This window comes from Stenotrophomonas sp. GD03819 (assembly GCF_029841665.1).
In the GTDB taxonomy this organism is placed as follows: domain Bacteria; phylum Pseudomonadota; class Gammaproteobacteria; order Xanthomonadales; family Xanthomonadaceae; genus Stenotrophomonas; species Stenotrophomonas geniculata.
Genome location: NZ_JAOCEW010000015.1, coordinates 1 through 14,155 on the forward strand (window position 1 = coordinate 1; position 14,155 = coordinate 14,155).

Annotated in this window: 13 protein-coding genes; 11 read left to right on the top strand and 2 right to left on the bottom strand. The window is 61.9% G+C overall.

Annotated features, from left to right (window positions below; genetic code table 11):
• Window positions 1–42 precede the first annotated feature (42 nt).
• The 8 genes from folD (at window position 43) to N5D45_RS10520 (ending at window position 9,807) form a co-directional block, all read left to right on the top strand.
• Window positions 43–918, top strand: coding sequence for a bifunctional methylenetetrahydrofolate dehydrogenase/methenyltetrahydrofolate cyclohydrolase FolD (gene folD / locus N5D45_RS10485; protein WP_111098732.1), 876 nt, complete (start codon window positions 43–45; stop codon window positions 916–918).
• Between the two features lie 473 nt (window positions 919–1,391).
• Entirely contained in the window at window positions 1,392–2,849 is a 1,458-nt protein-coding gene (guaB, locus tag N5D45_RS10490; protein ID WP_005416248.1) for an IMP dehydrogenase, read from the top strand.
• 107 nt (window positions 2,850–2,956) lie between these two features.
• A complete protein-coding gene (locus N5D45_RS10495) occupies window positions 2,957–3,436 on the top strand; it encodes a hypothetical protein (RefSeq protein WP_345782126.1) in 480 nt (159 codons plus the stop codon).
• Entirely contained in the window at window positions 3,433–4,998 is a 1,566-nt protein-coding gene (guaA, locus tag N5D45_RS10500) for a glutamine-hydrolyzing GMP synthase (protein WP_005413109.1), read from the top strand. The genes N5D45_RS10495 and guaA overlap by 4 nt, the downstream gene beginning before the upstream one ends.
• 95 nt (window positions 4,999–5,093) lie before the next feature.
• A complete protein-coding gene (locus tag N5D45_RS10505) occupies window positions 5,094–6,035 on the top strand; it encodes a DUF5655 domain-containing protein (protein ID WP_279938862.1) in 942 nt (313 codons plus the stop codon).
• A 340-nt stretch (window positions 6,036–6,375) separates the two neighbouring features.
• Window positions 6,376–8,154, top strand: coding sequence for an Eco57I restriction-modification methylase domain-containing protein (locus tag N5D45_RS10510; protein ID WP_279938864.1), 1,779 nt, complete (start codon window positions 6,376–6,378; stop codon window positions 8,152–8,154).
• A gap of 4 nt (window positions 8,155–8,158) precedes the next feature.
• Window positions 8,159–9,250 carry a BsuBI/PstI family type II restriction endonuclease gene (locus N5D45_RS10515; RefSeq protein ID WP_279938865.1) on the top strand — a complete coding sequence of 364 codons (1,092 nt, stop codon included), beginning with the start codon at window positions 8,159–8,161 and terminating at the stop codon, window positions 9,248–9,250.
• Between the two features lie 20 nt (window positions 9,251–9,270).
• Window positions 9,271–9,807: a hypothetical protein gene (locus N5D45_RS10520; RefSeq protein ID WP_279938866.1), complete on the top strand. Its 537-nt coding sequence runs from the start codon at window positions 9,271–9,273 to the stop codon at window positions 9,805–9,807.
• Window positions 9,808–9,993: 186 nt separating this feature from the next.
• Here N5D45_RS10520 and N5D45_RS10525 read toward each other — a convergent pair whose 3' ends face one another.
• Entirely contained in the window at window positions 9,994–10,350 is a 357-nt protein-coding gene (locus N5D45_RS10525; RefSeq protein WP_279938867.1) for a hypothetical protein, read from the bottom strand.
• A gap of 554 nt (window positions 10,351–10,904) precedes the next feature.
• Window positions 10,905–11,822, bottom strand: coding sequence for a LysR family transcriptional regulator (locus N5D45_RS10530; RefSeq protein ID WP_164194222.1), 918 nt, complete (start codon window positions 11,820–11,822; stop codon window positions 10,905–10,907).
• Window positions 11,823–11,918: 96 nt separating this feature from the next.
• Here N5D45_RS10530 and N5D45_RS10535 point away from each other — a divergent pair, with 96 nt between their 5' ends.
• From N5D45_RS10535 to N5D45_RS10545, 3 genes are all read left to right on the top strand, one after another.
• Complete coding sequence (locus tag N5D45_RS10535) at window positions 11,919–12,758, top strand: type 1 glutamine amidotransferase domain-containing protein (protein WP_164194219.1); 840 nt, start codon at window positions 11,919–11,921, stop codon at window positions 12,756–12,758.
• Between the two features lie 99 nt (window positions 12,759–12,857).
• Window positions 12,858–13,589, top strand: a complete 732-nt coding sequence (locus N5D45_RS10540; RefSeq protein ID WP_164194217.1) for a hypothetical protein — start codon at window positions 12,858–12,860, stop codon at window positions 13,587–13,589.
• 85 nt (window positions 13,590–13,674) lie between these two features.
• Window positions 13,675–14,154, top strand: a complete 480-nt coding sequence (locus N5D45_RS10545) for a hypothetical protein (protein WP_239519209.1) — start codon at window positions 13,675–13,677, stop codon at window positions 14,152–14,154.
• The last annotated feature ends 1 nt before the right edge of the window (window position 14,155 follow it).

Consider the following 14,155-nt stretch of genomic DNA (forward strand, 5'->3'; position numbering starts at 1 on the left):
ATCAGGGACAATAGCGTCCCCGCCGCCCCACGCCTGCTCCCGATGACTGATTCCGCCGCCCCGCATCCTGCCCGCATCCTCGATGGCCGCCGTATCGCCGAGGACCTGCTCGACAGCCTGAAGGTGCGCGTCGACGCCCGCGTGGCCGCCGGTGGCAGCCGTCCGGGCCTGGCCGTGGTGCTGGTCGGTGGCGACCCGGCCTCGACCGTGTACGTGCGCAACAAGCGCCGTGCCGCCGAGAAGGTCGGCATCGAGGCGCATGACTACGATCTGCCGGCCGGTACCACCGAGGCCGAGCTGCTCGACCTCATCGACCAGCTCAACGCCGATCCGAAGATCAACGGCATCCTGATCCAGCTGCCGCTGCCGGGCATCCCCGACGCGCGCCGGTTGATCCAGCGCATCGACCCGCGCAAGGACGTGGACGGCTTCCACCCGGAAAACGTCGGCCACCTGGCCCTGCGCGAGTTCGGCCTGCGCCCGTGCACCCCGCGCGGCATCACCACGCTGCTGGGCCACACCGACCAGCCGGTGCGCGGCCGCAACGCCACCATCGTGGGCGTGAGCAACCACGTCGGCCGCCCGATGGGCCTGGAGCTGCTGATTGCCGGCTGCACCGTGACCAGCTGCCACAAGTTCACCCCGAAGGACGTGCTGGAACAGGCCGTGCGCAACGCCGACATCCTGGTGGTGGCGGTAGGCCGCCCGGGCATCGTGCCGGGCGAGTGGGTGAAGCCGGGCGCGGTGGTGATCGACGTGGGCATCAACCGCTTGGATGACGGCCGGTTGGTGGGCGATGTTGGGTTTGAAGCGGCAGCCCAGCGGGCCAGCTGGATTACCCCAGTGCCGGGTGGTGTGGGCCCGATGACCGTGGCTACGTTGATGCAGAACACCCTGGAAGCGGCGGAAGCCTCCTGAGGGTAGCGCCGGGCCATGCCCGGCGGATGTTTGCGGCGCCGCTGCGCTCGCCGGGCATGGCCCGGCGCTACCGGGGTTGCATTGATGCCCCGCGATTCCCGCCGACCCGCTCCTGGTAGGTGCCAACCTTGGTTGGCACACATCCATCGGGGCCATCGGCCCATCTGGGGTACCGGTGCCGGACGGGTTGTGCCAACCAAGGTTGGCACCCACCCAAGCCCCCTGAACCAATCACCGCCCGCGCGACGCTGCGGCACCGCTTGGTGGTACCGGGCCTCGGGCCTCCTGTAGAGCCGAGCCCATGCTCGGCTCATCGCGGTCTGGCGGAAAGCAGCCGAGCATGGGCTCGGCTCTACAGGTGAGCGGGTGCGACACTGTGTCGCGCGAAGTTCCAATTCTGGCTACCAAAAATGCTGTTCTTGGCCTCTGAAAAGGGGTAAAATGTCGCGCTTCCCCACATCTCGGGTATGCCGATGCTGCGCATCCAGGCTGAAGCACTCACTTACGACGACGTCTCGCTCGTCCCCGCCCACTCGACCATCCTGCCCAAGGACGTCAACCTCGAAACGCGGTTGACTCGCGACCTGAAGCTGAAGCTTCCGATCCTGTCCGCCGCCATGGATACCGTCACCGAAGCCCGCCTGGCCATCGCCATGGCCCAGCTGGGTGGCATGGGCATCATCCACAAGAATCTCAGCCTGGAACAGCAGGCCGCGGAAGTGGCCAAGGTCAAGAAGTTCGAGGCCGGCGTCATCCGCGACCCGATCACCGTCGGTCCGGAAACCACCATCCGCGACGTGCTGGCCCTGACCCAGGCGCACAACATCTCCGGCGTGCCGGTGGTGGGCAGCGACGGCCAGCTGGCCGGCATCGTGACCCACCGCGACATGCGCTTCGAGACCGAGCTGGACGATCCGGTCCGCCACATCATGACCAAGAAGGATCGCCTGATCACGGTCAAGGAAGGCGCCGCGTCTGACGAAGTGCTGCAGCTGCTGCACCGCAACCGCATCGAGAAGGTGCTGGTGGTCAATGATTCGTTCGAACTGCGTGGCCTGATCACCGTCAAGGACATCCAGAAGAACACCGACTTCCCCAACGCTGCCAAGGATCTGTCGACCCGCCTGCTGGTCGGCGCTGCCGTCGGTGTGGGTGGCGATACCGATCGCCGCGTGGAAGCGCTGGTCGCCGCCGGCGTGGACGTGATCGTGGTCGATACCGCGCACGGCCACTCGCAGGGCGTGCTGGACCGCGTCAGCTGGGTCAAGAAGAACTTCCCGAACGTGCAGGTCATCGGTGGCAACATCTGCACCGGCGAAGCCGCACTGGCGCTGCTGGACAGCGGCGCGGACGCGGTGAAGGTCGGCATCGGCCCGGGCTCGATCTGCACCACCCGCGTCGTCGCCGGTGTCGGCGTGCCGCAGGTCACCGCCATCGACCTGGTGGCCGAAGCGCTGCAGGACCGCATCCCGCTGATCGCCGACGGTGGCATCCGCTACTCGGGCGATATCGGCAAGGCGCTGGCCGCTGGTGCCTCGACCATCATGGTCGGTGGCCTGCTGGCCGGTACCGAGGAATCGCCGGGCGAGACCGAGCTGTACCAGGGCCGTTCGTACAAGAGCTACCGCGGCATGGGTTCGCTGGCTGCCATGGAGAAGGGGTCGAAGGACCGCTACTTCCAGGACGCCGCCACCGCCGACAAGCTGGTGCCGGAAGGCATCGAAGGCCGCGTGCCGTATCGCGGCCCGGTGGGCGGCATCATCCACCAGCTGATGGGCGGCCTGCGCGCCACCATGGGCTACGTGGGCTGCGCCACCATCGAAGACATGCGCAGCAAGCCCAAGTTCGTGAAGATCAGCGGCGCCGGCCAGCGTGAGAGCCACGTCCACGACGTGACCATCACCAAAGAGCCGCCGAACTACCGCGCCTGATGCGCTTGCGAACTGCTCTTGCGATTACGGGCAGCCTGCTGATGGCAGGCTGTTCGGTGTCCGAACCGCCGCCGCGCTCCGGGTCTCCGGGCGCGGCGGTTTCGCAATTGCAGGACGTGCAGAAGTGCCAGAATTCATTCTCCCTGCCGGAAGGCTGGCACATGGAGGCCGCCGGTGAGCAGCGCTGGCTGCTGAAGGGCACGGGTGTGCGCCCGCTGCAGGTGATCCTGCAGTGCGTTACCGGACTGGGCCACCTCTTTGAAGATCCCAGGGTGGTCGCAGAGCTGGGGCCGCTGGAGCCGAGCCGGATGAACGTGCGCTTCGTCGCATGGGGCGACCCCGAACAATCCGGCTACCCCATGCGCGCCCTGCAACGGCGTTTCGTGCCCGGCACCGAAGTGCAGGAAGTCGCGGATCTGCCGCGCGCTGACCCCAACAACCGGCAGGCGCCACAGGGCCTGCTGATGCTGCGCTGGGACGAGGAAGACCACTCACATATTCAACAACGCGAGGCGTTCATCGTCACGCTGACGCAGAGCCTTGAAGCGCCGGGCGCTGCGAAAAACACCACTGGAACGGCACCATGACCAACATCCATAACGACAAGATCCTCATCCTCGATTTCGGCGCGCAGTACACGCAGCTGATCGCCCGCCGCATCCGCGAGCTGGGCGTCTACTGCGAAATCTGGGCGTGGGACCACAACCCGGCCGAGATCGCCGCGTTCGGCGCCAAGGGCATCATCCTGTCCGGTGGCCCGGAATCGACCACGCTGCCGGGTGCTCCGGCCGCGCCGCAGGAAGTGTTCGACAGCGGCCTGCCGATCTTCGGCATCTGCTACGGCATGCAGACCCTGGCCGCGCAGCTGGGTGGTGCGACCGAAGCCGCTGACCAGCGCGAATTCGGCCATGCCGAAGTGAACGTGATCAACCCGGATGCACTGTTCAAGGGCCTGAGCGACCACGGCGGCGAGCCGAAGCTGAATGTCTGGATGAGCCACGGCGACCACGTCTCCGTTGCACCGCCGGGCTTCACCATCACCGCCACCACCGACCGCATTCCGGTGGCCGCCATGGCCAACGAAGAAAAGCGCTGGTACGGCGTGCAGTTCCACCCGGAAGTGACCCACACCCTGCAGGGCCAGGCGCTGCTGCGCCGCTTCGTGGTGGACGTGTGCGGCTGCCAGACCCTGTGGACCGCCGCCAACATCATCGACGACCAGATCGCCCGTGTGCGCGAACAGGTGGGCGATGACGAAGTGATCCTGGGCCTGTCCGGTGGCGTCGATTCGTCTGTCGTGGCTGCGCTGCTGCACAAGGCCATCGGCGAGAAGCTGACCTGCGTGTTCGTGGATACCGGCCTGCTGCGCTGGCAGGAAGGCGACCAGGTGATGGCGATGTTCGCCGAGCACATGGGCGTAAAGGTGGTGCGCGTGAATGCCGCCGACCGTTACTTCGCCGCGCTGGAAGGCGTGAGCGACCCGGAAGCCAAGCGCAAGATCATCGGCAACCTGTTCGTTGAGATCTTCGACGAAGAGTCCAACAAGCTGAAGAACGCCAAGTGGCTGGCGCAGGGCACCATCTACCCGGACGTGATCGAGTCGGCCGGCAGCAAGACCGGCAAGGCGCATGTGATCAAGAGCCACCACAACGTGGGCGGCCTGCCGGAGCACATGAAGCTGGGCCTGGTGGAGCCGCTGCGCGAGCTGTTCAAGGACGAAGTGCGCCGCCTGGGCGTTGAGCTGGGCCTGCCGCGCACCATGGTGTACCGCCATCCGTTCCCGGGCCCGGGCCTGGGCGTGCGTATCCTGGGCGAAGTGAAGCGTGAATACGCCGAGCTGCTGGCCAAGGCCGATGCCATCTTCATTGATGAGCTGCGCAAGGCCGACCTGTACGACAAGACCAGCCAGGCGTTTGCCGTGTTCCTGCCGGTGAAGTCGGTGGGCGTGGTGGGTGACGCGCGGGCTTATGAGTGGGTGATTGCGCTAAGGGCCGTGGAAACGATTGACTTCATGACGGCGCATTGGGCGCACCTGCCGTATGAGTTCCTGGGGACGGTGAGCAACCGGATCATCAATGAGTTGCGGGGGGTTTCAAGGGTTGTCTATGACATCTCGGGGAAGCCGCCGGCTACTATTGAGTGGGAATGAGTTGAGAGAACGAGGGCGCCGAGAGGCGCCCTTGTTGCATGGGATGGGCTGTTTGCCGGTACGCTAAGGCACAGAGTTGAAGGGAATCGGACGGAATGAGTGACATCAAGCTTTTCAGGTTGGTTGACGGCAAAGCGACTGAATTGCAGGGAAGGGCTTCAGATCTGGAGAAGCCGCTCCAGACGCTGATTGAGGCCAATTTGCTGCCTATGCTTGGGATTCGATTTGTTGCGACCGAGTACGTGACCGGAAAGACCCATGGTGGTCGCATTGACTCCTTGGGTCTGGATGAAAATAACAGTCCCGTCATTATTGAGTACAAGCGCTCAATCGGTGAGAACGTCATTAACCAAGGGCTCTATTACCTTGATTGGCTGATGGACCATAAGGCCGAGTTCAAGCTACAAGTAATGGATGCCTTGGGTAGTGCTGCTGCCTCGCAAATTGACTGGAGTTCTCCGCGAGTTGTCTGCATTGCGGCGGATTTCACGAAGTTCGATGCGCACGCTGTCCAGCAGATCAACCAGAGTGTGGAGCTCATTCGGTACAGGCGATTTGGAAATGATCTGCTGTTGTTTGAGCAGGTCAACACCGCAACTACTGGTCGCGGGAAGGCTAGGGCACGCGAACTAGTAGTGGGCGTGCCGTTCGCCAGTGCTCCAAGGTCTTCAAGTTCCACTGGCGATAAGACATATTCCGAATGGATGGCCTTGTATGGGCCTGATATGGCGGCGTTGATTGGCTCGCTGGATGACTTCATCGGGTCTCTTGGCGACGATGTCCAGCGCAAAGAGCTCAAGCTATACATGGCATTCAAGCGTCTTAAGAACTTCGCAACTGTCGTGCCGCAGAAGAGTCGCTTACTCCTCTTTTTGCACATCGATCCCGATTCGATTGCCCACTTAGCGCCCAACATGCGCGATGCGCGAACGTTCGGCCATTGGGGTACCGGAGACTTGGAGGTTGCGATCTCGACCCTCGATGATCTGGAGCGGGCCAAGCCTCTTATTGTGGATGCCTATGAAGGGAGGACTTAGTTGCAGCGTTTTGCCTCCTCTCTGCGGGCTGCTCCATTACCCAAGAGAGGAATACGTGCCAATGCACACACTGTCCCTTGGACATGCGGATCATCACTTCCGGAGATTGGCCGGCAGGTGACTCCGGGTGTCACCTACCGATCACTGGGCTACATGCAAGACATGCGCCCTCTTGGCTTCTCAAGGATGAGCCGCGGATCTCAATCCGTGAGAGCCCTCTGCTTCAAGCTACTGGGAACCCTGCCGCTGCTGTGACGGCCGCTGGGTGCTAACCTTTGCCCCTTCTAAGGCCAAGGTGCAGCTCTACCTGGGTCCTTATTGTGGATTTTAACCTATCTATATGAATCTACAGAGTTTTTTCTCAATTTCTGATGCCGGCCAGCCGTTGCTGCAGCGCTACTACGCCTGCAAGGCCATGGCTCGGGGTTTCGCAGAGTCAAAGAAGACGGACAAGACCCGTTTGTCTCACGGGCGGTCCTTCTGTGCTGCGGTCATCGAGGCGTACTGGGCAGAGCTCGCCTCTCGGCATAAGACGGCCATCAAGCCCAAGGACTGTCCGATTGCCCTGCCTAAGCTCCCATTGGACGTGGAGCAGGTGGCTGAATCCATCGGTCGCCTGATCGTAGAGTTCCCTGTCGAGGATGCCGGCTATCTTATCGGGTCCATCTATACCGTGACCCTGCCCCCCGCATTGAGATCGGAGACGGGCGCTTTCTATACGCCTCCTCCTCTCGTTGCTCGCTTGCTAGATCTGGCAGAAGAAGCCGGCTTCGACTTTTCTGAAGGAAGGGTGATTGATCCCGCATGTGGCGGTGGAGCGTTCCTGGCGCCGGTGGCTCTGCGTATGATTGCCAGTTCCGGCGACGCCTCGCCAGACTGGATCATCAAGAGCCTGGGCAAGCGGCTCCAAGGTATTGAGTTGGACCCATTTGCAGCTTGGATGACTCGGGTTCTTCTTGAAGCTGCCGTCATGCCGTTGTGCGTCTCTGCAAAGCGGAGGCTTGCGGATGTTGTTCTCGTGGGGGATGCCTTGCAGCCCCGCGACCTTGGGGAGTTTGATCTCGTCATTGGCAATCCGCCGTATGGACGGCTCAAGCTCTCGGCAGAGATGCGGGAGCACTATGCGCGATCCCTTTACGGACATGCCAACCTATATGGACTGTTCACGGACCTGGCTTTGAGGCTGGTGAAATCCGAGGGTGTAATCGCCTATCTGACCCCTACGTCCTTTTTGGGGGGGCAGTACTTCAAAGCACTTCGAAGCCTTATGACGCAGCAGGCGCGGCCCATTGCGTTTGACTTTGTCGCAGACAGAGACGGCGTTTTTGATGATGTCTTGCAGGAGACGCTGCTCGCGACCTACTGCCGAACCGAGTCTGATGGTACTGCATCTGTTTCCGTACTTGTTCCCCAAGGCCTCAATGCTGCAAGGGTGGAGGCGCTTGGCGAGGTCAACCTTGGTTCTTCAGGAGCTCCATGGATCATTCCAAGGAGTGCTCAGGACGCCTCGCTCCTGTCTGCACTGGCGGCGATGCCGAATCGCTTGATGGATATCGGCTATTCAGTGAGCACGGGTCCTTTGGTGTGGAACCGACACAAAGACCAGTTGCGAGCTCACGCAGTAAATGGGGCATACCCTTTGATTTGGGCGGAGTCTGTTACAAGCCAGGGCTTTAGCCTCAGCGCGAAGCGCAGAAACCATGTGCCCTTCATTGAGGTCAGCCCGGAACAGCGCCATCTAGTGACGTCAAAGTCTTGCGTGTTGCTTCAGCGCACAACCTCAAAGGAGCAAGATCGTCGCCTACTTGCGGCGGTGCTTCCGGAGGACTTGCTGAGCCGTTCAGAGGGTGTGGTGATCGAAAATCACCTCAACATTGTTCAGTGCTTGGACCATTCAGATGGGGCAATATCGCCCGACACTATCGCGGCTTTGTTGAACAGTGAAGTAGTTGATCGTGCTTTCCGATGCATCAGCGGAAGCGTTGCTGTGTCTGCTTACGAGCTAAACTCGGTTCCGGTTCCTTGCTTGGCAGACATGCGGCGTATCGAATTTTTGGTGCGCAATGGTGCAAGCAAGGCGTTGATTGATAAGGAAATTAGCAGCTGCTATGGAGTCTAATTACGTGACGTTGCCCGAAGTCCCGACCTTGCACGTGATTCGCGAGCGACTGCCGCTCATTTTTCCAGAAGGCATTGAACATCGAAGTTATGCCACGCGGGAGGTCGCGGCACGCGTCGTCTACACGATGTTCTATGTTGGAGCTATAGAGGGCACGAACTCTTGGCTGAGGCCTAGCCAGGTTACGGACATGTCTGTGGCCCAGGCAGATATGCTTGATGAAGAGAGTCGTGTCGGTTGGACTAAGAAGTCTTTATCCAGCCAGAAGGTGCGAGATCCGCAGCCTTGGTATGCCAACAATTCTCGCGAGCAGGTCCGTGACGAGACCATTCGTACGGCTTTTGTTCCCATGGGCGCCGTAGTCGAACGGGCAGGGCTGGCTCCTACGTCGCCGAAGCCGCGATATGCGCTTGCCGCCGATTTTGCGGATCTCTTTTCAGGCGAACTTCAGATCGATGAGTTGGGAGAGAAGATCTCCGCTTGGCAAGCCCGTCATCTATCGAAGGCTGCTCTTGCTCGCGTTCATTTTGTGAAACATGGTGTTGCTACTGCGGCCGATGCAGTACCCGTGACTTTCCCGGGTCAGATGGAAGTCCGGTCGCTGAAGCCGGGTCCGTCTAGCATTATTGCAAAGTCTGTCATTGAGGTCTTTGCTCCCAAGTTTCTGAAGCAACCAGCAGTGCTCTGGATAAGCGAATCAGGTAACAAAGTGGTCGCCCGGGACGATGCCTTGATGAGAGCACTTGGTTTGAAGATCGATCCTTCAAAGATGCTTCCTGACATCATCTTGGTGGACATGGCCCCTAGCTCTTCCGGCTCTGCCGATCTGCTCGTTGTCTTCGTTGAGGTGGTTGCAACGGACGGTCCTATCACTCATGAACGAAAGGCGGCGTTGACCTCCCTGGCATTGGAAGCCGGTTTCAGCGAAAAGGGTTTGGCCTTTCTCACTGCCTACCATGACCGAGCGACCACAATTTTCAGAAGGAACGTGTCTCAGCTTGCTTGGGGGTCCTATGCGTGGTGCGCATCTGAACCCAATCACCTGATCGAGTTTCGCGACGGTGAGCCGTGGAAGCTGGCTGACAGAGTAGGGTGATTTCATTGAATGGCAGATCTTTGAAGTGGATAAATGTCACGGAAGAACAGGAAGCTCAAGCAAAGGAAATTCGCCATAAGCGCGACGGCCGCTACAGTAACCTTTACAGCGTGTCTGCAAGCGATGAGCGATGGGTTGGTGACCTAGGGGAAATCGTCTTCGATGCTTGGAGCCGTGGGCAAGCAGGTGAGCGATTCACTTGGATTTTGGAGGACGCTGCCGGCAAGGCGGATTTCATTTCGCATGCAGGCATGAGCATCGGTGTGAAGACCGTCAAGAGGAAGGGGCCGCCACTCATGAATTATGAGGCGCAGATTAGCGTCAAGCATGCATCTGAGCCTGTTGATCAGTTCTTTTTCATGAGTTATGAAATTGCCTTGCGAAGGATGTGGTTGCTCGGGGGGATTGGTCGTATTGAGTTCCTCCGTGAGGCGCGCCACTACCGCTCGGGCGAGGCTGTTCATTCCAATTATGTAATCCGGCCTGGGCACGAGATTTACAATATTGGAATCCGGCACTTGAATGATCCTTGGCTTTGGATGAGGTCTGTTGTGTAGACGTTGAAGGTTGCATTTGGGGGCGGCTAGTTATCGTCCGGTCCTGCTCATTTGGGATTGCAACTGTTCAATTCGCTCTTTCGGAGTAGGATACTGTTAGAGCCCTTCAGGCTCTTTAGGGGTTTTGCGCTGTCTCGTGTAGGTTGAACTCTACGTGTGGATAAATGAGAGCGCCTGATCCGGGAATTACTCAGGCCTAACCTCCCGACAGGCCCACTCAGCCAACCCTCGGCAAGCCAAAAACAGCCCATCAACAACCCCCTCATCAAGATGCCGCTCTGGCTCCGCTGCCACTCGGCAGCGGTCTGCCGCGTGCAGCACCTCCAGCACCGTCAACAGGCCCACCAACGCTCGCTCGCTCCTGGCCAGGCTCACGCGACGGCCAGGTGACACATCGTTCTCCGGCCACGGCTGCCCATCAGCTCCTTCACAGCCACGCATGCGCTTGAGGATGCCGAGCAGGGAGTTCAGATCGGGCAGGGGAGTGTCGTCGTTGATGGGCTCAACAACGGTGTACGAGGAGAAGGTGTCGGATTCGTTCATGGCGTCGGCTTCCGTGGCTGTGCTTAACAGCGCCACCGCGTTGCGGGGTGGCGGGCGATGCGTGGCTGCAAACCGGGACGAAGTAGTGCCATGACCGGTGGGCCCGAAGACCCCCACGCACCGCCCGCCAGATAGGCCGACGGGTTGCCCGCCGGCACCGGTTAAGGACGGTGCCGACGGGCAAGCGTAAACAACAGGCACAGCAATCGTCGCGGGTTTGCAGACCCGGAGCCACCCGTTGTCGGTGGCGCGCCATGGTGTTTACGCCGCCGCTTCGAATACCAATAGAAATTCGCGAAGGAATCGCAGAATTCGAGAGCGAAGAACTATTGTTGCACGCACCATTCGTGCAGCGCGCGACACCGCCGGACGCATTCGCGCAGCTGCTCTGCTGATGGCGAATCAAACTGGCGCAATCGCCCACGCCACAAGCGAATAGCGCGACGGTCTTCTTTGCAACAGTTCTTAGTCTGCTTCGGCAGGCAGTGGCACCCGACAGACCGCACACCCCGAAAATCGGTTTAAACCCGACACCGCCAGCGAGCCTTGCGGCTTCAACCAGCGCGATCCTCACCCGCATTCCCCACCAGCAACTCAATCATCGCCCGCGCCGCCGCCGACTGCCGCCGATGCGGCGCATAGATCACCGAGAACGGCCGCGACCGCCCCCGCAGCTGCGGCAGCACTTCCACCAGCTGCCCACGCAGCAACCGCTCGCGCACGATGAACGCATAGCTCTGGCAGATGCCGATGCCCTGTTCGGCCAGCGACACCACGCCCAGCACATCGTCGGAGGTCTCGATGGACGAACGCGGCAGCCAGTCCACGTCGCGCCCGCCGTCGCGGAAGATCCACGGCGCCAACCGCCCGGTGCGCGGCATCACGAACGGCAGGCACAGGTGCTGCTGCAGGTCGTCCAGCGTCTGCGGCGTACCCCGGCGCTGCAGGTACTCCGGTGCGGCCACCAGCAGCAGTGGCGCGTCTTCCAGCTTTCGCGCCACCAGCCCGCTATCCGGCAGCTGGCCCAGGCGGATGGCCAAGTCGAAGCCTTCGGCCACCAGGTCCACGTTGCGGTTGGTGATGTTCAGTTCCACCTGCACCTGCGGGTACTGCTGCGCAAAGCGCGCCAGCACGGGCGGCAGCCGGTAGTGGCCATAGGTGGTGGGCACGCTCAGGCGCACGCGGCCGGCCAGTGCACCGTCCTGGGCCAGTACGTCGCGCTCGGCGTCGTCCAGCAGGCCGAAGGCGGTGCGCACCTGTTCCAGATACAGCCGCCCGGCGTCGGTCAGGCCCAGGCGGCGGGTGGTCCGCTGCAGCAGCTGCCGGCCCAGCCGCGCTTCCAGGCGGGTGACCGCGCGGCTCAGCACCGAGGGCGTGGTGGACAGCGCCACCGCGCCGGCGGTGAACGAGCCGTGCTCGACCACCGCCAGGAACACCTCCACATCGCCCAGGTAGTCGAACTTGCGGCTCATTTGGCTCTCCGGGGAACAGATGTTTTGCGATGGGGCAAATTTATCGCCGCTGGGGCGATGAATAAAGTGGCCGCCATTCCCCGATAGGAGCTCCCCATGAACCTGATGACCCGGCTGGCCGCAGCGCTGGCCCTGACCCTGGCCGCCAGCGGCGCGCAGGCCGCCAACGTGCTGGTGGTGCTGTCCGACGAAAACCACCTGGACCTGAAGGACGGCAAGGTGCTGTCTACCGGCTTCTATCTCAACGAGCTGATGCAGCCGGTCAAGCTGCTGCTGGACGCGGGCCACGAGGTGACCTTCGCCACACCGCAGGGGCGGGCGCCGACGGTGGATGCGTCCTCGGTGACGCCGGCGTACTTCGGCAACGACGCCGCGCAGCTGACGCTGCACAAAGACCTGCTGGAGAAACTGGCGCTGACCTCGCCGACGGCCTCGCCGGTGGTCAGCCTGGCGCGCGTCGAGCAGCAGGGCTACGCGCGTTTCGATGCGGTCTACATTCCCGGTGGCCACGCGCCGATGCAGGACCTGCTGAAGAGCCCGGCGCTGGGCCGGCTGCTGGCCGACTTCCACCAGCGCAACAAGACCACCGCCCTGGTCTGCCACGGGCCGATCGCGCTGCTGTCCACGTTGCCGGATGCGGCGGGTTTCGTGGCGACGCTGGAGGCCGGTGCGATGCCGGCTACGCCGAAGTGGATCTACAGCGGCTACCAGATGACGGTGATCAGCAATCAGGAAGAAGAGCAGGCCAAGCCGATGCTGGGCGGTGGCGAGATGAAGTTCTACCCGCAGACCGCGTTGCAGCGGGCGGGTGCGAAGTTCAGCAGCAACACCGCGCCGTGGACGGGACATGTGGTGGTGGATCGGGAGCTGATCACCGGGCAGAACCCGGCTTCGGCGCTGGAGGTGGGGCAGCGGTTGGTGGAGCGGTTGAAGTAAGGCGGGGCTCTGCATCGCGTGCGGTGCCGTGGCAACATGGTGGGCTGGCCTCGTCCTTCCGGGCGGGGCCGGTTTTCCACGGAAGCTCTAGAACACGACATGCGAACGTCTTTTTTCATTCTCTCCGCCTTGTGCCTTGGCCTGCTGTCCGGCTGTGCCAGTGGCCCGGAAGAGCACGCCTCAAGCCGCGAGATCACCAGTGCGTTCGTGGCCGACGACGGCCAGTTGTACCTGCTGCCGCGCTATGACGAGCCGATGCGCTTCAATGCCGCGCCGTTCCGCGAGTACCGGGCGCTGATGGACAGCCCGCTGCGCGAGGCGGTGGCCTGCGCGCAGATGTACTTCCATGAGGATTGGCGCGACCCGGCCAACAAGGCCAAGGTGCACGGCAGCTATGCGCTGCTGCTGCGGCCGGAGCAGGTAACGGCGGAGCAGGCCGCGCGGTTCAAGCTGGAGCGGATTGAGGTCCCCCCGCGTGAAGCCAAGGCCGTGGAGGAGCGGGCGCGCTACTACCTGCCGATGGACCGGACCCGTTACGCGCTGGCGTTTGATCGCGCCTGCAATCTTTCAAGGAAGGGCGGCAGCTATTACAGCGCGCTGTTCGAGGGCGACGGCGAGCGGGTGAAGTTGCCGGATGCTGCGGCGCTGGCGGAGAAAGGGAAGCTGGCACAGCCGATCAGTGCACGGGCGCAGCGGATCCTGCCGGAGAGGGAGGACAAGCCGGGTGTGGGTTCGGCGGCGGGCAAGGTGCTCGGCGCGGCGTTGATCCCTGTGGCGGTGCCGGTGTTTGTGTTGAGCCTGCCGTTCCTGGGGCCGGATCATTGGAAGTGATGGGGCGTTGAAGCCAGAGCATCCTCGCGTGGCGTGGATCTATTCGGGCCTTGCAAGTGCCTGAACGTTCATCCTGGAGATCTGTGTGCCCAGCACGCTGGAAACTGTTTTGAAGACCGTAGGTTTCATTGTCCTCGCGGCACTTCCGTTGGTGATCCTCTGGTTCACCCTTCGGCGAATGTCAGTAACTGCTCGCTCGTCCGTGAGGTCGGGGCTGCGTTTGCATGCCCCGCGCCGGATTTCCGGTACGTCCATGACCCTGGTGATGGTGGATGGCAAAGAGGATCGCGAGCACTACTTCTTTGATGCGGAGTCCTTCTACCTGCGACGTGGGCCGGTGCCTACGGCGGTTCCGCTCTCGCAGATCACCTCAGTCACACGAACGTCCGACAAGATCTACGGGCGCTATGTCTGGCAGGTGTGCTTCAGCAAAGCATCGGGCAGAAAGTGCGTGACGTTCACCAACAACCTGACGCTGTTCAACCGCGACTTCCTGCTTTTCCTGGAGGCGGTGCGGAAGGCTAATCCGCTCGCGACCGTTGATCGAGCGAGCGTTATCTTCTAAC